Origin of the sequence: Microbulbifer sp. Q7 (assembly GCF_001639145.1) — a bacterium.
Classification (GTDB): Bacteria; Pseudomonadota; Gammaproteobacteria; order Pseudomonadales; family Cellvibrionaceae; genus Microbulbifer.
Genome location: NZ_LROY01000001.1, coordinates 636,919 through 660,923, shown reverse-complemented (window position 1 = coordinate 660,923; position 24,005 = coordinate 636,919). Strand labels below are relative to the sequence as shown.

The 24,005-nt window shown below is 58.6% G+C and carries 18 protein-coding genes; 4 read left to right on the top strand and 14 right to left on the bottom strand.

What is annotated here, in order from left to right; all coding sequences use genetic code 11:
* Positions 1 to 11 precede the first annotated feature (11 nt).
* The 3 genes from AU182_RS02645 to AU182_RS02635 are packed head-to-tail and all read right to left on the bottom strand — an operon-like array spanning position 12 to position 2,871.
* Positions 12 to 1,133, bottom strand: a complete 1,122-nt coding sequence (locus tag AU182_RS02645; RefSeq protein ID WP_066960220.1) for a radical SAM protein — start codon at positions 1,131 to 1,133, stop codon at positions 12 to 14.
* Positions 1,133 to 1,687 (bottom strand): hypothetical protein, encoded by a 555-nt coding sequence (locus AU182_RS02640; RefSeq protein ID WP_066960218.1) that lies wholly within the window; start codon positions 1,685 to 1,687, stop codon positions 1,133 to 1,135. Before AU182_RS02640 ends, AU182_RS02645 begins: the two co-directional genes overlap by 1 nt.
* A 5-nt stretch (positions 1,688 to 1,692) precedes the next feature.
* Entirely contained in the window at positions 1,693 to 2,871 is a 1,179-nt protein-coding gene (locus tag AU182_RS02635) for a TIGR03032 family protein (protein WP_066960217.1), read from the bottom strand.
* Between the two features lie 441 nt (positions 2,872 to 3,312).
* On the opposite strand from AU182_RS02635, the gene typA reads away from it, so the two are divergent.
* On the top strand, positions 3,313 to 5,121 hold the full coding sequence (gene typA, locus AU182_RS02630) for a translational GTPase TypA (RefSeq protein ID WP_066960216.1): 1,809 nt from the start codon (positions 3,313 to 3,315) through the stop codon (positions 5,119 to 5,121).
* Positions 5,122 to 5,189: 68 nt separating this feature from the next.
* On the opposite strand, the gene AU182_RS02625 is transcribed toward typA, so the two are convergent.
* From AU182_RS02625 to AU182_RS02615, 3 genes are all read right to left on the bottom strand, one after another.
* A complete protein-coding gene (locus AU182_RS02625) occupies positions 5,190 to 7,724 on the bottom strand; it encodes a TonB-dependent siderophore receptor (RefSeq protein WP_066960215.1) in 2,535 nt (844 codons plus the stop codon).
* 636 nt (positions 7,725 to 8,360) lie between these two features.
* Entirely contained in the window at positions 8,361 to 8,924 is a 564-nt protein-coding gene (locus tag AU182_RS02620; RefSeq protein WP_066960213.1) for a glutathione S-transferase family protein, read from the bottom strand.
* A gap of 163 nt (positions 8,925 to 9,087) precedes the next feature.
* Positions 9,088 to 9,846 carry a VIT1/CCC1 transporter family protein gene (locus AU182_RS02615; RefSeq protein WP_066960211.1) on the bottom strand — a complete coding sequence of 253 codons (759 nt, stop codon included), beginning with the start codon at positions 9,844 to 9,846 and terminating at the stop codon, positions 9,088 to 9,090.
* Between the two features lie 343 nt (positions 9,847 to 10,189).
* Here AU182_RS02615 and AU182_RS02610 point away from each other — a divergent pair, with 343 nt between their 5' ends.
* Positions 10,190 to 11,290, top strand: coding sequence for a diguanylate cyclase (locus tag AU182_RS02610; protein ID WP_066960208.1), 1,101 nt, complete (start codon positions 10,190 to 10,192; stop codon positions 11,288 to 11,290).
* Positions 11,291 to 11,316: 26 nt separating this feature from the next.
* Here AU182_RS02610 and AU182_RS02605 read toward each other — a convergent pair whose 3' ends face one another.
* Positions 11,317 to 11,706, bottom strand: coding sequence for a thioesterase family protein (locus AU182_RS02605; protein WP_066960206.1), 390 nt, complete (start codon positions 11,704 to 11,706; stop codon positions 11,317 to 11,319).
* 271 nt (positions 11,707 to 11,977) lie between these two features.
* On the opposite strand from AU182_RS02605, the gene AU182_RS02600 reads away from it, so the two are divergent.
* On the top strand, positions 11,978 to 13,657 hold the full coding sequence (locus AU182_RS02600; protein WP_066960202.1) for an NAD-dependent malic enzyme: 1,680 nt from the start codon (positions 11,978 to 11,980) through the stop codon (positions 13,655 to 13,657).
* A gap of 79 nt (positions 13,658 to 13,736) precedes the next feature.
* Here the strand turns inward: AU182_RS02600 and AU182_RS02595 are convergent, their stop codons facing one another.
* The 6 genes from AU182_RS02595 to AU182_RS02570 all read right to left on the bottom strand — a co-directional run bounded on the left by AU182_RS02595 (position 13,737) and on the right by AU182_RS02570 (position 22,358).
* Positions 13,737 to 14,621, bottom strand: a complete 885-nt coding sequence (locus tag AU182_RS02595) for a polyphosphate kinase 2 family protein (RefSeq protein ID WP_066960200.1) — start codon at positions 14,619 to 14,621, stop codon at positions 13,737 to 13,739.
* 390 nt (positions 14,622 to 15,011) lie between these two features.
* Positions 15,012 to 15,788 carry an outer membrane protein gene (locus tag AU182_RS02590; RefSeq protein WP_066960198.1) on the bottom strand — a complete coding sequence of 259 codons (777 nt, stop codon included), beginning with the start codon at positions 15,786 to 15,788 and terminating at the stop codon, positions 15,012 to 15,014.
* Positions 15,789 to 16,022: 234 nt separating this feature from the next.
* Entirely contained in the window at positions 16,023 to 17,912 is a 1,890-nt protein-coding gene (locus tag AU182_RS02585; protein ID WP_066960196.1) for a DUF885 family protein, read from the bottom strand.
* A 179-nt stretch (positions 17,913 to 18,091) separates the two neighbouring features.
* A complete protein-coding gene (locus AU182_RS02580; protein WP_227718088.1) occupies positions 18,092 to 18,946 on the bottom strand; it encodes a mechanosensitive ion channel family protein in 855 nt (284 codons plus the stop codon).
* 212 nt (positions 18,947 to 19,158) lie between these two features.
* The gene (locus tag AU182_RS02575; protein ID WP_066960192.1) at positions 19,159 to 20,172 is read right to left on the bottom strand and encodes an NAD-dependent epimerase/dehydratase family protein; all 1,014 of its coding nucleotides are present in this window, start codon (positions 20,170 to 20,172) and stop codon (positions 19,159 to 19,161) included.
* Positions 20,173 to 20,219: 47 nt separating this feature from the next.
* Positions 20,220 to 22,358, bottom strand: a complete 2,139-nt coding sequence (locus AU182_RS02570) for a prolyl oligopeptidase family protein (RefSeq protein WP_066960189.1) — start codon at positions 22,356 to 22,358, stop codon at positions 20,220 to 20,222.
* Positions 22,359 to 22,454: 96 nt separating this feature from the next.
* Here AU182_RS02570 and dtd point away from each other — a divergent pair, with 96 nt between their 5' ends.
* Positions 22,455 to 22,901 (top strand): D-aminoacyl-tRNA deacylase, encoded by a 447-nt coding sequence (gene dtd / locus AU182_RS02565; protein WP_066960186.1) that lies wholly within the window; start codon positions 22,455 to 22,457, stop codon positions 22,899 to 22,901.
* Here the strand turns inward: dtd and AU182_RS02560 are convergent.
* On the bottom strand, positions 22,832 to 23,914 hold the full coding sequence (locus AU182_RS02560; RefSeq protein ID WP_227718087.1) for an aminopeptidase: 1,083 nt from the start codon (positions 23,912 to 23,914) through the stop codon (positions 22,832 to 22,834). The two genes, dtd and AU182_RS02560, sit on opposite strands and share 70 nt — an antisense overlap.
* Positions 23,915 to 24,005 lie beyond the last annotated feature (91 nt).

The window sequence follows — 24,005 nt, the reverse complement described above, 5'->3', positions numbered from 1 at the left end:
TACAGGCGAGGTCAGACGGCGACAGTGTCAATCAGCTCAACGCCGGTGCGCACCTCCGGCGCCGCACTCCGCTCCACCGCTCGCATCGGCGTACGCGCCTTTTTATCCTTTTCCTGCATGATGAACTGGTGCACCAGGTTGGTTTCACCCAGCTCCGGCATAAACAGCGCGTAGGGTGGAGACTGCAGGTGGTTCAGGTTTGCTTCTTCCACACCGGGGAAGTGGATCAGGCGGAAGAACTGCTGCTCCACCCGCACCATCACGTGATACGGGTTGTTGTCAGCGGGATACCAGACCACCTTCTTGCCCTCGACATTGGCCTTGCGCACAAATGCCTTCACCAGATCGGAGAGATAAAAGGGCTCATCATCACAGCGCCCCACCTGGGATGGCGTGCGGATACGGAAATGGTGTGGCACGCCCCAGAACTGACCGCAGTGCTCCCAGACTTCATCCAGGTCATCCAGGTCGCGGAGGGAGAAACTGATGTGGTTAATCGGGACCTTGCGCGCAATCACATTCTGAAGCGCTTTGAGCTTTTTCTCGAACAGTACCGGCTGCGGCAGGTAATCCCGCATATGCAGTGAAAAGGCAACGGAATAGAGATGGGGCAAGACCTCATCGCAATACTTTTCGCTCGCCAGCCGTATACCGTTGGTATACATGGAAACCGGTTTTCCGGTTTCCCGCTGCAAGGTCTGGATCAATTCCGGCAAGTCGCGCCGCATGGTGGGCTCAGAGCCCATCAATATCAGCGTTTTACTTTTTTCTGCGGTAGATTGTTTCGCGATCTGAACGAGCTCATCGATCTCCGGATCCTGAGCGCCGTTTTCAGGCAACGCATAGCAGCTGGGACAAGATACGTTGCAACGCTCGGTCACCTCGAGTGCCGTTGTGCCGATTACACTGTACCAGTAGTCCCGGCCGGGACCAGTCACCAAACTGCGTTGGTAAAAATCCGCATCGGTCTCGATACGAATATCCTGGCGCCCGTGTTCGGGACACGCCTTGAGCAGGTAGACGCCGTCTTCCCGCACCGTGACCTCTGCGTCGACCTCACCGTAACAGACATTACAGAGACCGCGGGTTGCGCCCTCCGCCGCGGGGTGTCGCTCTACAGGTACAGGCTTCATTACAGCGCCTCCGGTTCCGGCGCGGCGAGGTTTTCCGTCACCGATTCGTCGAATTTCCGGCCGTAAACCGGGTCGCCATTGGGAAGATACCCAATGGTGTAAAAGCCGATCTTGTTGCCGGCACGCAACACGCTCTTGCGCGTCAGCTTGCGATTTTCCGGTACCACGATGATTCCCATAGGTTTGCGTGGCAGATGCAATGGCTTCCACGCTTTCAGTATCGTGTAAGTCTGCGCCAGCATCTCCCGCCACATCAGGTAGATACGATGCCCGGGTTCGACAAACTTGCGATAGAAATAGTAAGGCTGGCCATCGCGCGGCGCTCGCGCGACGTACACCGATGCAAGGGCTGCAATCCGACCATCGCGGACCACCACTACCGCCACTTGCGCGGCGCGACCCAACGCTTCGGCTTCCGACAGCCCCTTGGGCAGGGCGTCGTTTCGCCGCCAGAAGTCAACCACGTCAGTAAGGTCGGCCGGCGCCAGCTTGCGATAGACATCAAATAGCGCGTAGTCGTTGTAGTCAGCGACCTTGTGGTAATTTCCAATCATGGCGATCAGACCGGACTGGCACTTCCGGCACTGGTGGCATCCTCGAAGGTCACCATGCTCAGGTTTTCCTTGCTCTGCTGACCAATCCCCATGGGGCAGCGCACGCCCGGCAGCACGGTGAGATCGAACAGTTCGCTCACCGGGCCATCAAGACGGATCCAGTGCTCCACATTGCCGTTGGTCAGGTTGATGAACTGCACCCCGCACCAGGCTTCGGAATCTTTGTCGGCCAGATTCTGGTCCAACTCCAGACCTTCGAAACGCTCGTAGCGCGGCTTGGACAGGCCAACGATGGCGTAGTTACCATGGATCGCGAGGCCGCGCATAAAGCCGGGGCAGAAGGTGTGCGGCACGAACGCTTTGCTTTCGAAGTCCACGGTGCCCAGATAGCCGGTACCGCTGTTCAGCACCCACAGCTTGCCGTCGACCCAGCGCGGGGAGTGCGGCATAGACAGGCCTTCGCAAACAATTTCGTTTGTTTCGACATCGATCACCACGCCGCCGGTGTCACGGCGCTCGCGCCAGCCGTCGATGGTGTCGGACTTGCACACGGCGGTAACGTACTTCGGCTTACCGTCCACCATCGCCAGGCCATTCAGGTGGCAGCGATCTTCCGGCGCCAGCTTGCTGATAAATTCGGGCTTCCAGATGGCGCGGAAGCTGTGGGTCAGGCTCAGCTCCGCCAGGCAGTTGTACTTGGTGTTGACGAAAATGATCTTGCCGTCTTTCTGGATACCCAGCTCGTGGATATCCACCTCACCGGTGAACTGGGCATTGCGCGGTACATAACAGGCATCAAAAATATTGTTTGCCACCTGTCCGGGCTGCAGTACGTTCTCAAAGCGCCACACCTGGTAGAGGCCGCCCATGTAAATACGTTTGCGGTTGCCCACAATGCCCATGGCGCGCTGGAAGATACGCTCGTGGAAGGACAGTTTGCCACCGGGCTCGGCACCCACCATATAGACGCGGCCAGACTGATAGGAGGTAAACGCTATGGACAGCTGTCGCTGATGCATCCACTGCGCGAGGCCCGGAGAACAGGACTTTCTCACCGGCTCCGGCTCTGCCTTTTGCGCCTCGCCGGCGGTCGGCTCCGCCGCTTGGGTTTGCGCCACCGCGCCGATTGCCCCTGCATCATCCTGCGCCCGCGCAGTCGGCTCTGTTACTTGTGAATCAGTCATGTCTGCACCATTTACCTCATTGGCGGGACCGCTTCGACGGCGGTAACCACTATTTATTCTCTTCACCGGTAAATTCCGGGTAGATGGCACTGTACCTCGCGATTACTTCAGTAAGGGGCACGCGACTGTAACAGTTTGTTGCGAAATCCAGCCTTCGCGCCGATCGCAGCACAAGGTTTTCGGCGGACCGTGAAGTCGAGAACATCTTTGCGCATGGCGTGATGGTCACTATTTCGACACCCGTACCGTCCGGGGTGTCATATCCACGAAAAACTACTCCTCACTGTCTTTTTTTTGTGCAAAATCTCTCCCAATTGTCACCTTGGGCCTCTATAATCGCCGCCCTTGGCCGGATCGCCGCTGTAACAACCCCACAGCCCCCGCCCGCATTGAATTCCCGCGACACACACGATTTCGCGCTTTACCCGTTAGAGGCCCCCAGTGATAGACAATCTTCGCAATATCGCGATCATCGCCCACGTTGACCACGGCAAAACCACCCTGGTGGACAAGCTGCTGTCCCAGTCCGGCACCCTTGACCGCCGCAGCGCCGACTCCGAGCGCGTGATGGACTCCAACGATCAGGAAAAAGAGCGCGGCATTACCATCCTCGCCAAGAACACCGCGATCCGCTGGAATGACTACCGCATCAACATCGTGGACACCCCCGGGCACGCCGACTTCGGCGGTGAGGTAGAGCGCGTACTGTCCATGGTGGACTCGGTACTGCTGCTGGTGGACGCGGTTGACGGCCCCATGCCGCAAACCCGCTTTGTAACCTCCAAGGCCTTCGAGCAGGGCCTGAACCCGATCGTGGTGATCAACAAGATCGACCGCCCGGGCGCGCGCCCTGACTGGGTAATGGACCAGGTATTCGACCTGTTCGACAGCCTTGGCGCCACCGAAGAGCAGCTGGACTTCCCGGTCATCTACGCCTCCGCCCTGAACGGTATCGCCGGCCTCGACGAAACCGATATGGCCGACGACATGACCCCGCTGTTCCAGATGATCGTCGACAAGGTCAAGCCGCCGGAAGTTGACCGCGACGGTCCTTTCCAGATGCAGGTTTCCGCGCTGGACTACAACAGCTACGTTGGCGTGATCGGCGTTGGCCGTATTACCCGCGGCACCCTGAAGCCGAACCAGCAGGTTGTGATCCTCGACCGCGACGAGAACAAGCGCAAAGCCAAGGTCCTGCAGGTGATGGGTTACCTGGGCCTGGAGCGCGTGGAAGTGGAGCAGGCCAGCGCCGGCGATATCGTATGTATCACCGGCGTGGGCGAGCTGAACATCTCCGATACCCTGTGTAACCCGGAGCACCCGGAAGCGCTGCCGCCGCTGTCGGTAGACGAGCCCACCGTGAGCATGACCTTCCAGGTTAACGACTCCCCGTTCGCCGGTAAAGAAGGCAAGTACGTAACCTCGCGCAATATCAAGGACCGCCTGGACCAGGAGCTGATCCACAACGTGGCACTGCGTGTGGAGCAGGGCGATTCCCCGGACAAATTCAAGGTATCCGGCCGGGGTGAACTGCACCTGTCGGTACTGATCGAATCCATGCGTCGCGAAGGCTTCGAGCTGGGTGTATCCCGCCCGGAAGTGGTACAGAAAGAAGTCGACGGCGAGATCCACGAGCCTTACGAGCAGGTGGTGATCGACGTTGAAGAGCAGCACCAGGGTCCGATCATGGAAGAGCTGGGTCTGCGCAAGGCCGACCTCACCAACATGGAACCGGATGGCAAGGGCCGTGTGCGCCTGACCTTTATCGTGCCGTCTCGCGGCATGATCGGTTTCCGCTCCCAGTTCCTGACCATCACCAGCGGCTCCGGCATCATGACCAGCATCTTCGACCACTACGGTCCGGTGAAGGTGGGTGATGTGGCCAAGCGTATCAACGGCGTACTGGTGTCCATGACCAAGGGCAAGACCCTGGCCTACGGCCTGTTCGCGCTGCAGGATCGCGGCCGCCTGTTCCTGGGCCACGGTGAAGAAGTGTATGAAGGCCAGGTGATCGGCATTCACTCCCGCGGCAACGACCTGGTGGTCAACCCCACCAAGGCCAAGCAGCTGACCAACGTGCGCGCTTCCGGCACCGACGATGCGCTGACCCTGTCACCGCCCATCCGTCACACCCTGGAGCAGGCACTGGAGTTCATCGAAGACGACGAACTGGTGGAAGTGACGCCGGAGAGCATCCGCATCCGCAAGAAGATCCTGCAGGAAAACATGCGCAAGCGCGCCAAGAAGTAATTCTTCAGGAAAACAAAAAAAGCGCCCCGAGGGGCGCTTTTTTTTAACCTGTAAAACAGAGCAATGAATTAGAACTCATAGCTTGCTTTCAGGTAGTAGAAGCCACCGCCAATACCGTACGGGGAGGTTTCGTAGTAGACACCACCCAGCACGTTATCCGGCGCTCCGACGATGGAGCCGTCGATCTTGCCGCCTTTCTCATCCAGCAGGTTGGATGCACCGGCAGTCAGAAATACGGATTCCGTAGCCTGGTAGGAAGCTTCCATGTCCAGGGTAAACTCGGAACCCAGCTGCTCGCCAAACCAGTCGGCGTGCACCCCGACATACTCACCATAGAAGTTCGCACGCACGAAGGCGCTGAGCTTGTCCCAGTTTTGCGCCATGGTGAAGGAAGCGCGGTGCTCTGGCAGACCACGCTCCAGACGGACCGCTTTACAGATTTCACCCTGGTTATTCACAAACGAGCCGCCACAGGTGGCATCACCACCTTTTACCTCGGTCTTGGTCCAGTTGTACGCCATGCTGAAGTCGGTGGCACCGCCAAACAGGTCTGCACCATAGGTGGCCACCACATCAACACCGGTGGTTTCGGTATCGAAATCATTGGCGAAGTAGTTGATCTGTCCGATCAGCTCCGGGTTGGGCACACCGGCGGCCGCCATCGCCGCGCGCTGGGCGTCGGTGGGTGCGGCGTTATCGGTCAGCGCAATACGGTCTTCCACTTCGATGTAGAACGCATCGATGGTCAGATCAACCGGACCTGCAGACATAACGAGACCCGTAGCGAAGTTCACCGACTCCTCTGGCGTCAACTCCGCTTCACCCAGCTTGGGTGCCGGCAGGGTTTGCGCCTGGGTCAGCTGGCCGCCCACGATGGAGGTCTGGGTGTTGACCACAGAGGCCTGCCCCATGGTCGGCGCACGGAAACCGGTGCTGTGCGAACCGCGCCAAGCGATGTTATCGGTCAGCTGCCAGTTGAACACCAGCTTGTAGTTGGCGGTATCACCGAAGGTATCGAAATCCTCGTAGCGCAGCGCGCCGCCCAGCAGCAGGTCGTCAGTTACCTGATTCTCCACATCCATATACAGCGCGTAGTTGCGACGCTCTGCAGTGCCGGCGGAATCAATGGAGAAGCCCGCAAAACCGTGCGAACCGATATTGAAGCCCTGCTCGGCCAGTGGGCCTACCTGCCAGGACATGCCTTCACCGGCAATAATCTGGAAGGACTCTTCGCGCCACTCGGCACCCATTGCCAGACTCATGGAATCAAACTGCTTTTGCAGGTCCAGGTTCAGGGTCTTTTCCAGCTGGATGTAAGCGCCGGTTTTGAAGTCGCGCTTGCTGTCCGGGCCAAACGACGGATTGATGGTGTTGTTCAGGCCGAACTCCGCTTCGTTGCGGCCCACAGAACCGCTGACGTCGTAATTCCAGCCCTGCATGAAGCCGTCGGTCAGCTCACCGCGACGACCCGCGGTAATGGAAGTGTCGGTGATATCGCCGACAAAGCGCGGCGTGTAACCACCGGGAATCATTTTGTTGAAGACGAAGCAGTTATCGTCTGCCGTCAGACCTGAATTCACCATATCGGAGCCATCCGCCACCGGCGTTGTGCGGTAGGCATCACAGCTCGCCGCATTGCCGTCCAGTGCGCCGACCAGTCGAATGCCATCGCCGTCGGTGTAAACACCTTCACGACCATTGGGGTTACGGTAATAGAAACCACCGTCGACCATACGGTTGGAGTAGTTGGCGAACGCGTAAATTTCGCTGCCATCTTTCAGGTCGATGCCGAAATTACCGAACAGGGTCAGGTCGTCTTCGATCTTGGGCGAGCCCCAGATTTGCGCGGGATCGGCAATCGCGGTATTGCCAGCGTCGATCATTTCCTGCGCATCCGGGCGCTGCACCGAGCGCGAGGTGTCGTCGGCATTTTTCAGCTGGAAGCTTAAATTCAGGAAACCGGAGTCGGTCATGGGCATGCCATAGTTGCCCGACATGGTTGTGGTCTGGCCGTCGCCCTCGAAAAATTCACCGGATTTAACTTCCAGGGAACCGCCCTCGGCGTCGTCTTTCAGCACAAAGTTCATTACCCCGGCGATGGCGTCGGAGCCGTACTGGGCCGCCGCACCGTCACGCAGCACTTCGACCTGCTTGAGCGCGATGCTGGGGATTACCGAGATATCCGGTCCCTGGGCACCATCGTTCAGACCGCCGCCCTGGAAGGCAATCACGGACGCGCGGTGACGACGCTTGCCATTCACCAGAATCAGGGTGGAGTCCGATGAAAGACCACGCATATTTACCGGGCGGATCATTGAAGCGGCGTCGCTGATCGGCTGGTCGTGAACATTAAAGGAAGGCACTGAGCCCTTCAGCAGGTCGAGCATGTCGCTGCTGCCAGATTTGGCCAGGTCGTTCGCGTTCAGTACATCCACCGGCACCGGCGACTCGGTTACTGAACGGGGCTTGGTTCTGGAACCCACGGTAACCACTTCTTCGATCACCTGCTGGCTCTCGTCGCCAGTCTGTGCAAACGCAGGCACGCCCAGGCTGCCAGCCAGCGCTACCAGCGAAAGTGAGGTAACAAGTTGTTGGACCTTCATAGTATCTCTCCTTTGACCGTTTATTTTTTTGTGGAGCAAAATCTCTAGGTATAGGTTTTATTAGCGAAATTGTCACAATTTACATATCAGGGTTAGGTTAACCCCCTAAGAGCGAATTTATTGGAAAACATTATTCCCATGAAGTCTACCGAAAAGCGCATTTGCCAAACTTATAATAAACATCACCGAAGTCGTTCAGGGCAGTGCTGTTGACAAAGTTGAGAAAGGGCGTATCTTCGGTTAGCGGACAATTGTTCAAGCAATCATTAATAGCTCTTTCGCTGCACATTAGGCAGCGGAATTTGCGGCTGTGCGATTTTTTCCCGTGATAATGTCCGACGCGGTTTTGCGCAAACGCGCAAATAAATATTTTTTCGCTAGCAAAAAAAAACGGGCCAACTGGCCCGCTTTTTCTATGTTCGCAATCCCCCAAAATCAGAAATTAAAACCCGTTCCGATTTCTGCCACGAAACTGCTCATTTCCATTTCAAAGCTGGCATCAAACAGGTCGGCAACGCTGACGCCAAGATTTGCGGGCGCACCACTCACCAGTACTCCGACATTCTCACCGCCAAGATCGATCCCGGCTGCAGAGCCGGACTTGAAACGGACTCGATCAGCAGTGCGAGGCGGCGACTATCCGGCCGGCGGCGCGGTTGCGGCAAACGCGGCGTCCTCGCCGGCGATATCCAGCAAGCGCTGCAGATTTCGGTGCGAATCGATCGCAAACCGCTTGCGGAATTTTCCCCAGGCAACGCCCACTGCCACCCGGTAATCGGCGTCACTCAGCTGCCCCGCTTCCGGGAGTGGCGCGGAATCCAGCTCGGCAAGAATCCGTTCGATGCGCAGCTGCTGCCGTTGGGTATAGGCATTTACCTTCAGATCCAGGCCGCTGCGCTCCAGCAGGAACAGGTTAATGGCCGAGTCGAGCAGGGTATTGGCAAGGCAATAGCGATCGAGATCCTGCACATCCGGAATGAAAACCTGACCGGCTTTTTCCCGCACGTATTTCACAATGGGTGTGGAGTCGGTCAATTTCAGTGCGCCATCTTCCAGGAAGGGTACCCGCAAGGTGGGGGTACCCGGCGCCTCGTTTCCATGGATATCCAGTTCGACCATTTCCCAATTGAGGCCGGATTGCATGAGCGCGATACGGCAATGGCGAACATAGGGCGAGGTAAAGCTTCCGAAAAGTTTCATGCTGTGCGTATTCCTGATTCTTTGGTGGGCATTGTTGAGAGCAACCGCTGATCATGGCGAAAACACACAGCATCGGCAATCAGTAAATCCGGTCGCGCCACAGACGGGAGCAGCGGGAAACACGGTGCAAAGTGTCTCATCCCCGCGGCTACGTTATGGGCATTTATCCGAGGCCACCAAAGGCCTGCTGCACCAGATGACCAACGACAAAAGCCACCGCCGCGGCACAGCCACCCAGTAAAAATGTGGTCAAGCCCGCTCGCAGTGGAGAGCTGCGGTAAACCCAACCTTTCAGCAGACCAATGGCGAAGAACACCAGCCCCGCCAGCAGGCTGCTGGCGATGAATTGCTGCGAGAATGTAAACCCTGGCAGCAGAAATGGCAGTAGCGGGATCACCCCCACCACAATAAACGCGATAAACGTCCACCATGCGGAGGCCAGCGGATTCGGGGCGACGGCACTGAGCCCATACTCTTCACTCAGCATGGTCTCTATCCACAGGCCCCGATTGGCCGTTACTTTATCGACGATTTGCTCGAGACTTTCTCCGCTGAAGCCTTTTCTTGCGTAAATTTGTCGCACTTCTTCCCGCTCACCCTCGGGTACCAGGTGAATATGCTCCTCTTCGGTACGGCGGGCGTTTTCCACAAAGCGCTGCTGCGCATTGACCGCTTCATAATTACTCACCGCCATACTGATGCCATCGGCCAACAGGTTGGCCATGCCCATGACCAGCACCACCAGCGGTGAAAAGCCGGCCCCAAACGCACCGGCGGCAATGGCAAACGTGGTGATGCAGCCATCAATCCCACCCAGCACCATATCTGACAGGCGCTCGGGCCTTGGTGGCTTGGCGAGACGGCGCGCAATATTTTCTGGCCGATGCTCACGCTGCAGTTGTTGACGTCGAGAGGTATTCATCGCCAGGCCAGGCCCCCAGTTGAGACACACAAAGTTACCGCACACATTACGAGATGGAGGATTACGACACGCAAAACCCACGCCTCAGGTGGAGCAGATTTTGCACGGATAGTACAGGCGCGTAATTAGCGGACACCGGGGCCGGCGGGCACTCTGGCAACGGCGAGTACTTACTGACCGGAGCCTCCCCCAATATTGAGAACAGCATCACAAATCGGTTGACCGCGCCCCACGGCGCTCTCTGCGCCAAACCCGTTCGCCTTTACTATAGCCCGCTGGCGTCCCTCTACCGGGACTGGTATCACCTGCCCGATGTAGTTGGCCGGAACGCATTATTGAGATTATGGAATTCGCAGCGACATCGACCAATAGCGCGCACGATCGCGACACCAACAGCACCGATCCGATCAGCCGTGTACGGGGTCTGGAGCTGCGCCGCCGCATCCAGGCCTCCGGCTACATGCTAATTTTTTCCCTGGCCATTACCGGTGCCATGGGCGTGATCGCACTGATGGGCGCCGATCTATTTCTGGCCACCACACTGTTCGCGGTTGCGGGCATCATCCTGCTGGCCTACATCGGCGTGAACGTGGCGGGCCCGAGCCGCAAGACGCCGCTGCTGGTGGGCGCCCTGCTCCTGGTGCTCTATTTCTACCTGCTGTTGTCGGGCGGCGTGAACAACACCGGCTTGATGTGGGCGGTGATGCTGGTGCCGGGGTTCATCAACCTGTACGGCTATAAATGGGGCACGGTCACCCTCGCCGGTATTGGTGGTGCAACCGCACTGATCCTGTTCTACCCGGACTTCCCCGGCCTGCTGGCGCAATACGATACCGCTCACCGCGCGCGCTTTATTGCCGTGTTCGGCGCGCTAACCGCGCTGACCGCGATTCTCGACAGCAGCCGCCACCAGACACAAAAGATGCTGCACCAGCTCACCGCCGAGCTGGAGAATCACGCCTGTACCGATGCCCTGACCGGGCTGTCCAACCGCCGCGAAGCCTACAAGGCCATTTCCGAGCTGGAGCGCCGCAACCGGGAGCTGGCCGGGCGTTACTCGGTGCTGATTGGCGACCTGGACAACTTCAAGACCATCAACGATACCTTTGGGCACAGTTTCGGTGACCGCGTTTTGCAGGATGTGGCAAAGGTGTTGCGGGAGAACACCCGCAGCGACGACATAGTCGCACGCTGGGGCGGTGAGGAATTTCTGATCCTGCTGCCGAATACGGACGTCGAAGGCGGCGGCATACTAGCGGAAAAATTGCGTAAAAAAGTCGCGGCGCTCAGTGACAGCTATGCGGAGAGTGCGCGCATCTCCATCAGTTTTGGCGTGGCCGAGGGCGGTGCGGCGGAACCGAACCACAGCCACCTGCTGGCAGAGGCGGATTCACGCATGTACCGCGCCAAGACGGCCGGGCGCAACCAGGTGGTTGGCGCCTAGTCATTCTCAATCCCCGTAACATCCACTCAGGCAAGATGCGGGATCAGCTTTTCCCGCACCTCGTCCGGAATCGGCGCCTTCGTCTGCTTCTGGTAATCGAAGTGCACCATCACGCAATCCCCCTGCGCCACCAACTTTTCGTTTTGCCAGATCTCCTGGTGAATGGTCATCGAAGTATTGCCCACCGCACTCAGGGTGGTGCGGATCTCCACCGGTGAATACAGATAAATCTGGGCCACAAAATCCACTTCCATCTTTTTCAGGATCAGGTTCCACTGGCGCAGATTGAGCTCCGGGTTGAACAGCTGGAAAATGGGCGTGCGTCCCTGCTCGAACCATACGGGCACGACCGTATTGTTGATATGCCCGAGGGCGTCGGTTTCGCTGAAGCGTGGCTCGACCTGGTAAGTGAACATCGGTGTCCTCATTTGCGGATGGATAGGCCGTCATTTAAGCAGCCCAGCGCGATATGGGCCAGTGGGGCCGAAACGGCGGGCGTTTTCGCCAATTCAAAAGACACATAGCGTCACTCCAGCGTAAAATGCCCGCCCCTGATCCGCTACGCTACAAAGAGCCCGTAGCGCGTCTCTTGCGCGCCGTCTGCGTGCCTCTTGTGCGTCTCTTGTACGACAACGCGCAACACTGCGCAGAGCCCAAATTTCAACTGCCGAATTCCTTGCTGTTTTTATGAGCCAGAAAGACAAACGTCCACTGTATATCCCCCATGCCGGCCCCTCCCTGCTGGAAATCCCATTGCTCAACAAGGGCAGTGCCTTCTCCCTGCAGGAGCGCATCGAGTTCAACCTGATTGGCCTGCTGCCCAACAACGTGGAATCCATCACCGAGCAGGTGCGCCGCGCCTACCACCAGTACCAGCAGTGCCGCACGGACCTGGAGCGCCACATCTATCTGCGCGCAATCCAGGACGACAACGAAACGCTGTTCTTCCGCCTGATCGAGCAGCATATCGAAGAGATGCTGCCGATTATCTACACGCCGACGGTGGGTGCCGCCTGTGAGGAGTTCTCCAACATTTACCGCAACCACCGCGGCCTGTTTGTGTCCTATCCGGACCGCAAGCACATGGACGACATCCTGCGCAGCGCCACCAAGGAGAATGTGAAGGTAATTGTGGTCACGGACGGCGAGCGCATTCTCGGCCTCGGCGACCAGGGGATCGGCGGCATGGGCATCCCCATCGGCAAGCTGTCGCTGTACACCGCCTGTGGCGGCATCAGCCCGGCCTACACCCTGCCGGTCACCTTGGATGTGGGCACCAACAACCGCACCCTGCTGAACGACCCCATGTACATGGGCTGGCGCAACGAGCGTATCTCGCAGGAGGAGTACGACGAGTTTATCGAGGAGTTCATCGCCGCGGTCAAACGTCGCTGGCCCAAGGTACTGATCCAGTTTGAGGACTTTGCCCAGACCAACGCCATGCCCATCCTGCAGCGCTATCGCGACAAGGTATGCTGCTTCAATGACGATATTCAGGGCACCGCATCCGTGGCGCTCGGCACCATGCTGGCGGCGTGCAAGGCCAAGGACGAGTCACTGGCCAAGCAGAAAGTACTGGTGGTAGGTGCGGGCTCTGCCGGCTGCGGCATCGCCGAGCAGGTGGTGTCGGCGATGGTCAACGAGGGCCTGAGTGAAGCCAAGGCCCGGGAACGCATCTTCATGTTCGACCGCTACGGACTGGTCACCAGTGACATGAAGGGCCTGCACGATTTCCAGCAGAAGCTGGCGCAGAGCACCGACAAGTACCCGCAGTCGCCCGAGTGGGACCTGCAAACCCTGATCGAGCACGTAAAGCCCACCATTCTCATCGGTGTTTCCGGCCAGGGCGGTCTGTTTACCCAGCCGGTGATAGAAGCCCTGCACAAGGGCTGCAAGCGCCCACTGGTGATGCCGCTGTCGAACCCCACGTCGCGCGCGGAAGCCACCCCTCAGGAAGTGCTGGAGTGGACCGGCGGCGAGGCCATGGTGGCCACCGGCAGCCCGTTCGAGCCGGTAGAGCTTAATGGCAAGAAGTACCCCATTGCCCAGTGCAACAATGTGTACATCTTCCCGGGTATCGGCCTCGGCGTGATCGCCGCCAACGCCAATCGCGTGACCGAGAATATGCTGATGGCCGCGTCCAATGCGCTGGCGGAACATGCACCAGTGGTACAGAAAGGCAGCGGTGCGCTGCTGCCCTCGCTGTCCGACATCCGCGCGGTGGGCAAGGCCATCGCCATGGCCGTGGGCCTGCAGGCCCAGGAAGACGGCGTTGCGCCGGGGATTACCTCTGAGAAACTGGCGATGAATATCGAAAAGAACTTCTGGTCGCCGAATTACCGGCGCTATCGCCGCGTGGCGTTCTAGGCCCTGCTGTTCCGCCAACCGTTGTTGCTGCCCGGCGCTGTCCGCACCGGGCAGCGCGCTTGCCGCACGACGCTGCCGATTATTTTTTACGGCCCTTGTTTTTCCTGTCCGGGCGCGCGCCCGCATCCCCATCCACAGCGGCATTCAGCGCATGGTATTTCTGGCGAATGCTGTCGATATCCACGGTGGGCTTGGGGAACTGCATATCCAGGGATTCCAGCGCCGACACCACGATCTGTGATATGGCCAGATTGCGAAACCATTTTTTATTCGCAGGAATAATGAACCAGGGCGCATATTCGGTGCTGCATTTTTCCAGAACATCTTCAAACGCATGGGTGTACTCGTCCCAGTAGTGCGCCTCGGAATAGTCGCTCGCACTGATTTTCCAGTGTCGCGCGGGATCGTCGATACGCTTCTTGAAACGCTCCAGCTGCTCTTGCGCATCGATATGCAGATAAAACTTGAGCACCGTGGTGTCGTTATCGGCCAATAGCTTTTCAAAGTTGTTGATGTGCGCGAAGCGGCCCGACCACACTTTTTTCGGCACCAGCTTGTGTACCCGCTGCACCAGCACATCCTCATAATGCGAGCGGTTGAATATGGCCACATGTCCGCGTCGGGGAGTGACCTTGTGGCAGCGCCACAGGAAATCATGCTCGGCCTCGGCTTTCGATGGCTGCTTGAACCCGGTTACGGTGCACCCCTGCGGATTCATCGCACCCAGCACATGGTTGATGGCACCATCCTTGCCGGCGGCATCACGTCCCTGTAAACAGATCAGCAGGGAGCGCTTGTGCTCCGCATACATCCGATACTGCAATTCGCGCAGTTTCTTTTTGTATTCTTCAATCAGCGGCAAGGCCGCGTCGCCATCGTCGAGATCACCATGATAAGAGGCGTCGATTTTATCCAGCTTTACCTTGCTGCCGGACAATACCCGGAATTCCTTGTAAAAATTCAATGCGCCATCCTGTGTCGTTCAATGATACCGGTGAGGAAACTTGCGGTGACCAGCCCCTGATATGCCCGGATTTACATGCGAATTTGGTGCGTACCACCGATTCAATTTAGCAGGATGTAGCGACTGCACTCGTGGCGTATTCGCCAAACTAGACGCCGGATGCTGGGGAAAAAGAAAGCCGCCTTGAAAAGGCGGCAAAAGGGGCAACTCAAAGATGCGCAGGGGGATGCGCACCCGTAAGGGAGGGTTTGGGCCGGGAACGGCATCCATGCCTTTCTCAACCCTGATTGCAACGGCAGGATGCAATCATTTTTCGAAGCGCCAAACGGGGGAGAGGGGCACTTCGATCCAGCGATCCATCGCTGGGTTTTTTGGGCTTGTCACCCAAATTCAGAAACTCCAGCGTACGCCTACTTCAGCTAGCCAGCTTTCATTTTCGATGTCGAAGCTTGCGGGCAGTAAATCGGCATTCACTTCAATGTCATCGGTTTGACGCCAGCGCAGACCACCGAAAAAGCTGAGCTGCTCACTACACCAGTAGTTCAGGCCCGCCATTACCTGATAGGCAAATACGCTGTCGTCGTCATCGATAATGCCAACACCAGAGGGGTTGTATTCCACATCCACCCAGGCATTGCCGATACCGGCACCGATATAGGGCTTGAGCGTCCAGCTGGCATCAAAATCGTAAAACACATTAAAAAACAGATAATCGGTAGAAAAATCACCGCGTCCATCCGCAACCAGGTCGGCCACAGAGATACCGAGATTGCCCGGAGCACCGCTGACCAGTACCGCCGCATCTTCGTTGCTGAGGTCGATACCCGCCGCCATCACATTTTTGTGGGTATCCACATCGTGACTGGCGTATGCGTATTCCGCCTCAAAGCGCAGCTCGTCCATCTGCCAACCAATGGCCAAGTTCGCACCTGCGCCACTGTCTACGTCGGTATTCCAGCCCACAGCGGTACCGGCGGGAAGCGCAACACCGGCGGGGATGGTTGTGCCGGGCCCGGTAAAGAAGGCCTCGGTAAAGCTACCGTCGTTATAGGTGTCGTCCATGTCGTTGTAGCTGAGACTGCCGGACAGATAGAAACCATCCGCCAACGCATTGGCACTTGCCAATCCCACAGCAACAGCCAGTGCACTCTGTTTGATGTTCAACATATTTCATATCCGTATGTGTTTTCGTGTGGGGGTATCTACGGGAGAATCTGGAGAGCGGATCAAAATAATTTTTCAGTTGTGGCTAACTGCGCCTTTAATCACAGAATCCATGATTGGCGCGGCTTTTGTGATCCAAATTTGAAATTCGACGTGGCGCCAGGTCAGGCAAACCAAAGGAAATTGCAGGCAAAAAAATAGCGGGCACGAGGCCCGCTATTGTCATCCTGGATCGGATCAGTTTTTAACGCTGTCGACCCAGCTGTTCACACGCTTTTCCAGCAGCGGCAACGGCAGGGCGCCACCACCCAGTACCGTGTCGTGGAAGGCGCGGATATCGAACTGGTCACCCAGTGTTTTTTCCGCGCTGGCGCGCAGCTCTTCGATTTTCAGCATGCCGATTTTGTACGCCGTGGCCTGGCCCGGGTAGGTCAGGTAGCGACGCACTTCGGAGCGCACTGCACCCTCGGGAATCGCGGAGTTTTCCAGGAAGTATTCCACCGCCTGGTCCTGGCTCCAGCCTTTCGCGTGCATGCCGGTGTCCACAACCAGGCGAATCGCACGCCACATTTCTGCGGTCAGGCGGCCGAAGTCGCGGTAGGGATCTTTAAACTGGCCCATTTCCTTGGACAGCTTCTCTGAATACAGCGCCCAGCCCTCGATATAGGGGGTAAAGCTCGCCTGGGTGCGGAACTGCGGGATATTCTCCAGTTCCTGGGCGATGGAGATCTGCATGTGGTGACCCGGGCTGCCCTCGTGGTAGGTCACGGTTTCCATGTCCGCCGTGGAGAGTGCCGTCATGTCAGACATATGCACATAGTAAGTACCCGGGCGGGCACCGTCCGGGGTGCCGGGTACGTAGTGCTGGGCACCACCGGGCACTTCGCGGAACGGCTCAACCCGTTTTACCACCAGTTTCGCCTTGGGCAGGATACCGAAGTATTCCGGCAGCTTGGCTTCGATATCCGCCAGGTAGCCTTCCACTTCTTCGAGGTATTCCTTGCGACCCTCATCGGTGTTCGGGTAGTAGAACTTGTCATCGGTACGGATATAGGTGAAGAACTCCTGCAGGTTGCCGTCGAAACCAACCTGCTCCTTGATCGCTTCCATTTCCTTGCGGATACGTGCCACTTCATCCAGACCAATCTGGTGCACTTCTTCTGCGGTCAGCGGCAGGGTGGTGTAGTTGGCGAGGCGGTTGGTGTAGTAGCTTTCGCCGTCCGGCAGGTTGGAGACACCTTTCGGCACTTCGTCAGCGTTGACACGGTCTTCCTTCAGCCATGCGATATAGGCATCGTAAGACGGCTTCATTTCACCGGTGAGGGCTTTTTCTACCGCTGACTGCAGGTCCTTGGCGGTCGCGTCATCGATGGTGCCTGCCTCTTTCAGCGCGGCGATTTTCTTTTTCGCGTCGCTCATCAACGGCGCGTCATCACCCTCACCAAACGGCTGGCCAGCGGTGACCTTCTGTGCGCGCTCGATCGCCAGGTCATAGGCGAACTGGGGCGGACGAATGCCTTTCCCGGCCGAACCCTGTGCGCGCTCCAGCAGCTGACCCAGGGCGCGGCTGATACCGCCGATGCGGCTGATGTAGTCGCGCATGTCCTGCTCGGTATCTACCTTGTGCTGGTTGATCAGGAAGGTGGGAAACTGCGCCTCCGGGCCACCCAGCTCGCTGGCAAAGTAGCTGTGATCCCAGAACGGCTGGTTGGCTTTCGACTGCTCATACTGCTGAATCCACAGGTCGTAGGACTCTTTGCCTTCGGTGGTCAGCTTGTCGTAGTCGAACTGCTGTTTCATTTCCTCGACGGTGGCCTTCTTCCAGGCCAGCTCGCGCTCATTGGCGGCCTTGCTCATGTCGTCGATCTTGCCGTACTGGTCTTTGCGACCCAGATAGCTGAGCTGGATCGGGCTGAACTGCAGCTGTTCTTCGAACTTGGTATCAAACCACTCGGTCAGGCGCTTGGTCTCGTCCTGCTGGTGGTCTTCCGGGGTCAGCGGCAGCTGGGTAGCCTGCTCACCGGACTGGGCGGCGTTGGCCTGTTCGGTTTGTTTTTTTGGATCTTCGCTTTGCTGGCAACCGGCCACCGCGGCCGCAATCACCAGACTCAGGAGCGCCTTGCGCATAGTCTTGCCTCTTCGAAAGGAATGTTGAAAGGAACGTTTTATAGGTTTGGACAAAAGTGTTCTGTTTAAAAAAATTCAGCCGGCTACCATGACACCGCGCCGTGTTCTCGTCGACCGGCCTGCGATGAAACTGCTGTCACACGGGATCAGTCGCCGGCCAGTTAAGGCCGCCGGGCACCTCACTCCTGTTCCAGCACCTCCGGCCGGGTTATTTTCTTTTCGTCACCACGGACAATATGCAGCTCGCGCTGCGGGAACGGAATGGTGAGCCCTTCGGCCTCCAGCGCCGGCTTGAGCTTTTTCATCAGGTCCCAGTACACATCCCAGTATTCGTCGGTCTTGGTCCAGGCGCGCAGGTGAATATTCACCGAGCTGTCCGCCAGGGCGCGCACCGCGTACGCGGGTTCCGGGTCGGTCAGGATACGCGGGTCTTCCGCCACCAGCTGGCGCAACACGCGCATGCCGGTTTCGATATCGTCGCCGTAGGCAATACTGGCAATGATCTCGATACGACGGCTGGCATTGCGGGTGAAGTTGGTGAGAGTCTCGCCCCACACCTTGTCGTTGGGTGCCGAAATACGCAAGCCATCCGGTGTATCCAGCTCGGTGGTAAACAGGCCGATTTTGCGCACGGTGCCAATAATGCTGCCGAACTGTATGGTCTCACCCACTCGGAAGGGGCGCAGGCCCAGCAGCACAAAACCGGCGGCGATACTCTGCAGGGTATCCTTGAGGGCCAGGCCGATCGCCAGGCCAGCGGCACCCAGCAGCGCCACCAGCGAGGTGGTATTGGCACCGAAGATATCCAGCACCACCAGACCACCCACGACATAGGTGGCCCAGACGGCGAGGGTCTCCAACACCGGCACCAGGGTCTCGTCGATGCCGCGCTCGGTAAGACGGTTGACCGCGCGGGAAACCAGCTTGGCGGCAACCCAGGTCACCAGTAGCGCCAGCAGTGCCCACAGCAGGTTCAAGCCTACCTCCAGCACCACGGGCCACAGCTCTTCCAATTGCGCTTTCAATCCATCCACAAAGTGTTCCCCCATTTTGACGCGTCATTGGCGCACAAGAGTATGCCAGGGGTCGGTGGCAATGCCAGATCCTTGACCCAGTGCCAGCGAAATCCCCGGAGCGCCATCAAGCGCCAGAAAAGAAATAGTGTTGTAACAGCTGCAGAACCAGCAGCGTCATCACCAGTATGAAAATGATATTGCGGCGGATCATCGACTTACCCTTGTGATGGTCATGGTCTGGACGGCGGCAGCTTCAACAACCCCTCGGCTACCAGCCAGTCGCGGGATTCCCGCAGCATAGCCTCAAGCGCTATGTCATTGCGATAACCCAGTTCACGCTGTGCCCGGCGGCAGTCGGCCACGGCGCGATCGGTCAGCATACGGGCCTTCTGCGGCGTAACCGCGGGCTCGCGACCGGTGACACGGGAAACCAGGTCCGAGCAGGCGGCGAGTGTGTGTATCACAGGCGCCGGCGTGGTGCGCCGGGGTGCGGGGACCCCTAGCAGTCTGGCGATTACGCCAAAGAACTCGAGAAAACTGGCATCGGTACCGGCCAGAATATAGTTCTCCCCCCGCTGCCCGCGCTGGAAGGCATCGATGTGCGCACGCGCCACCGCCGCCGCGTGGCAAAAGGAGCCCGCCCCCGGTGGCACACCGGGCAGGCGGTTTTCCGCCATCAGAAAAAAGGTCTGCGCCCAGCTCGATACATCGTACTTGCCAACGATCGCGCAGGGATTCAGGAAGACCGCATCGAGGCCGTGGGCAATTTCCGCCTGCACCGCCTGCTCTGCCTGGAGTTTTGAGTAGTGGTAGTGATCGCGGGGTTCCAGCGCGCGCTTGGGGCTGGCCTCACTGATCACGCCCTTGTGGTAGCCATAGGCCGAGATGGAGCTGGTGACGATCATGCGTCCGGGCTTGGCCTGGCGATCGAAATGCGCGCGGGCGACGCGCGCCAGATTCGCTGACCCCACCACATTGTCCTGCCACTGCTGCGCATCGCCGCCACGCCACATACTGGTGTTGCCGGCAACATGGAACACCGCATCGAGGTCCGCTGGCAGCGCCGCGCGCAGGGAGTCCACATCGTCGAGCGACGCCTGCACCGGCATTGCCCCAAGCCGCCGCAGCCGCCCGGTATCCGATCCGGCCCGGTGCATCGCGGTCACCTGCCAGCCGTCGCCGACTAACTGCTCGATCAGGTTGGCACCGAGAAAGCCGGTGCCGCCGGTCACAAATGCGCGCATACAATCTCCCGCTCAACGGGCGCGGGATGCGCCCGGGAAATAAGAGATTACTGGATCTCCAGCCCCAGTTCATGGGCAAGGAACGCATACTGGTTGGTAAAGTCTTCCACCTGCATCCACACCGGCTTGCCGGCGCCGTGGCCCGCACGGGTTTCCACGGCGAGGTAGATGGGGTTGTCGCAGCCTTGGTCGCGCTGCAGGACGGCGGCAAACTTGTAGCTGTGCCAGGGCACCACGCGGTCGTCGCGATCCGCGGTGGTGATCAGGGTGGCGGGGTAACAGGTACCTTTTTGGGTGTTGTGCACCGGTGAGTAAGCGTACAGCGCTTCGAATTCGTCTTTGTTTTCCGACAAACCGTAATCGCTGGACCACTGTCGCGCGTTGGCCGAGGCGGTGTGATAACGCAGCATATCGAGCACGCCAACAATCGGCAGCGCTACCTTGAACAGGTCCGGACGCTGCACTTCGGTGGCCCCGACCAGCAGGCCGCCGTTAGACCGGCCCATGATGCCGAGCTTTTCCGGTGAGGTGATTTTCTCGTCGATCAGCCATTCCGCCGCGCCGATAAAGTCATCGAATACGTTCTGTTTCTGCAGCTTGGTGCCGGCCTTGTGCCAGGCGCCGCCGTACTCGCTGCCACCGCGCAGGTTCACCATAGCGAAGGTGCCGCCCATATCCAGCCAGCCGGCAAAGCGGGTGTAGAAACTCGGCAGCTGCGCCGCGTTGAAGCCGCCGTAGCCGTACAGCAGGGTCGGGTTACTGCCGTCTTTTTTCAGGCCTTTTTTATGCACCAGGAACATGGGCACACGGGTGCCATCCTTGCTCTTGAAGAAATGCTGGCTGATGGTGTAATCCGAGAAATCCGCCGGATACCGGGGCGCTTTCACTTTCTCGCTTTTACCACTGGCCACATCCAGTTTGTAAATGCTCGGGGGCGTGAGGAAATTGCTGAACGAGTAATAGGTTTCGGTGTCCTCCGGGTCGCCGTAGAAACCTGCCACCGTGCCGACGCCGGGCAGCTTCAGTGCGTACTGCTGATTGCCGCGCAGGTCGGTTACCACCACCTTGGATTTTGCGTCTTCGAGGTAATGCAATATAAAGCGCCCACCGATCAGACTCGCGCCCTGCAGGGCATTTTTCTGCTCCGGCACCAGGGTTTTCCAGTGGGGTCGGTCAGGCTTGTCCAGGTCGATGGCGATGATGCGGCCGTTGGTGGCATCGGCATTGGTTTCAAAGTAAAACGTCTTGCCGGTATTGCCCAGGTAGGTGTACAGGCCGTCCCAGCGATCGAGCAACTTGACCACTTTCGCCTGCGGGTCGGTGAGGTCCTTGTAGTAAACACCGTTGCTGTCGTAGCCATCGAAAATACCCAGAATCAGATAGTTTCCGTCATCACTGACTTCGGCACCGGGGTTGCGGGTGGGGTGGTCGGTGATTTCATAGATGAGCTGGTCTTCACTCTGCGGGTCGCCGATTTTGTGGAAGTACACCGACACCTGCTTGCTGTCATCTGCGCTACCGTCCTTGTTGAATGGGTAGCGGCTGTAGTAAAAGCCGGATTCATCCTTGGCCCAGCTGGCACCACTGAACTTGATGCCGGTCAGGTGATCGTTGATCATGCGCCGGGTTTTCAGGTCGCGCACATGGAAGTCGGTCCAGTCGGTGCCGCCATCGGAAGTGCCGTAGGCGAGGTAACGGCCTTCAGGGCTGACGGAGTAACGCTTGGCAGCGATGGTGCCGTCTTCGCTCAGTGTGCGCGGGTCCAGCACCACGCCGCCCTGCTTGCCGATATCGCGGGTGCTGTAAAAAACATTCTGGTCCCAGGTGCCATCGTTGTATTCGTAGAATACCTGTCCGGCTTTCTTGTAGGGCACACCGTAGCGTTCGTACTGCCACAGTTCGGTGAGACGGTCATTGATCTTCTGCCAGCCAGGAAGCGCTTTCAGCCGCGGCAGCGCAAAATCATTCTGCGCGCTGACCCACTGCTTTACCGGTGCCGACTCCTGCTCTTCGAGCCAGCGGTAGGGGTCGCTGACACTTTTGCCAAAGTAGTCATCTTTTTGCGCTACGGTGTCGGTTTTGGGGTAGTCCAGCGCAGGCTGGTCGCCGCCGGCGGCGATGGCAGCAACCGCGGCGAGCACGGGGATGGCCGCTCCGGCAATCAGGGTCAAAGCTGTTTTGTTCATGGCGATGTCCGGTTTTTCAATGACGATGAGTGGGCTAATCTAGAAAATTCGCCGCCCGGCATCCAGCGGGCCACAGCATTTTAGAAGAGGTGATCGATGAAAGGCCTGATCCAGCGGGTAAAACACGCGAAAGTGGAAGTCAGTAGTGAATCTGTCGGCGCCATCGACCACGGTATCCTGCTGCTGCTCGGCGTAGAGGCGACCGACTCGGAACAGACCGCCGACAAGCTTCTGCACAAGGTGCTGCACTACCGCATTTTCAGTGACGCCCAGGGCAAGATGAACCTGAACGTGCAGCAGGCCGGCGGCGGCCTGTTGGTGGTCAGCCAGTTCACCCTGGTGGCGGATACCGCCAAGGGGCTGCGCCCCAGCTTCAGCCGCGGCGCCTCGCCGCAACAGGCAGAAACTCTGTACAACTACTTTCTCGCGCAGGCACAGCAGAGCATTGCCGAGGGTTGCGCTGTCGCCGGGGGTCAGTTTGCCGCGGACATGCAGGTATCGCTGTGCAACGACGGGCCGGTGACCTTTTTGCTCGAAGCCTGAGCCCGCGTGTTCAGCACCTCCAGGCGCGCCTTGCGCTCGGCCTTGGGCAGCGCGCCCAGCCGCTCCACCGCGCTATAAAACGCCTCCCAGTCGCGACCACTGTCTTTGTACAGCTGCACAAAGGCCGGCACCTGAGATTGGTACTCACTCACCAGCGCCAGGGTCGCATTGTTGGTCTTCTCAATCATGCGGGAAAATTTTTCGTCCTGTACCCAGCCGGCGGAGGCCTGTCGATAGCAGCGGCGCAGTTGCTGCAGGGTCTGCGCCTTGCGCTCGCGTTTCTCCGTTAAAGGCTGATCAGACTGGTAGATGGCTTGCAGTTGTTTGCGCGCGGCCACCATCAGGCCGTTCACCCGGCGCGCCTGTTCGACACTGGCCACCCGCGGTGCCGGCAGGCCGTTGCGGCGGCGCCAGTCGGGCAGGGCAATACGCGATACCGCCGTTGCAAAGCTCTCGTTAAAGCGGGTATCCCCGGCGATATACACGCGCCGGTGCGCCAGCTCGTGAAATAGCAGGCTCGCAAGCCGGTCGGGTTTCCAGTTGACGAAGCTCGACAGCACCGGGTCATCGAACCAGCCGAGGGTGCTGTACGCGGGTACCGGGCCGAGATACACATCGTAACCCTCTGCGCGCAGGCGCCCCGCATGGAATTCCGCATCCGCCTTGGCAAAGTAACCGCGGTAACTGGCACAGCCGGCAATGGGATAACACCATTTCTTTGGCGACAGGGAGAACTCGGGGGCCGCCACCAGATTCCACAGCGCGTATTCACCCTCCAGCTGGGTAAACGAACTGTACGCACTGCCCACCGGGAGATGCAGTTCACCAGCGGCATAGGCACGGATGGCGCGCACCCATTCCAACTGCTGTTTTAGCTTTGCATCGGTTTGCGCATCGACCACCAGGCGATCGATCGATTTGCGTCCGGCGAGAATCTTCAGCTGGCCAGTGGCTGCCTGGGAATAAAACTGCACGGTTTCGCAGCCCGCCAGTGGCAGCAGTGCGAGCATCATCAGGATTGCGGGCAGGGTCGCGCGCCTACGGCGACCATGTGCCGCAGAACCAGCTAACTTTAGGGAAACGAAAAAACGTTTTAGGGAAATT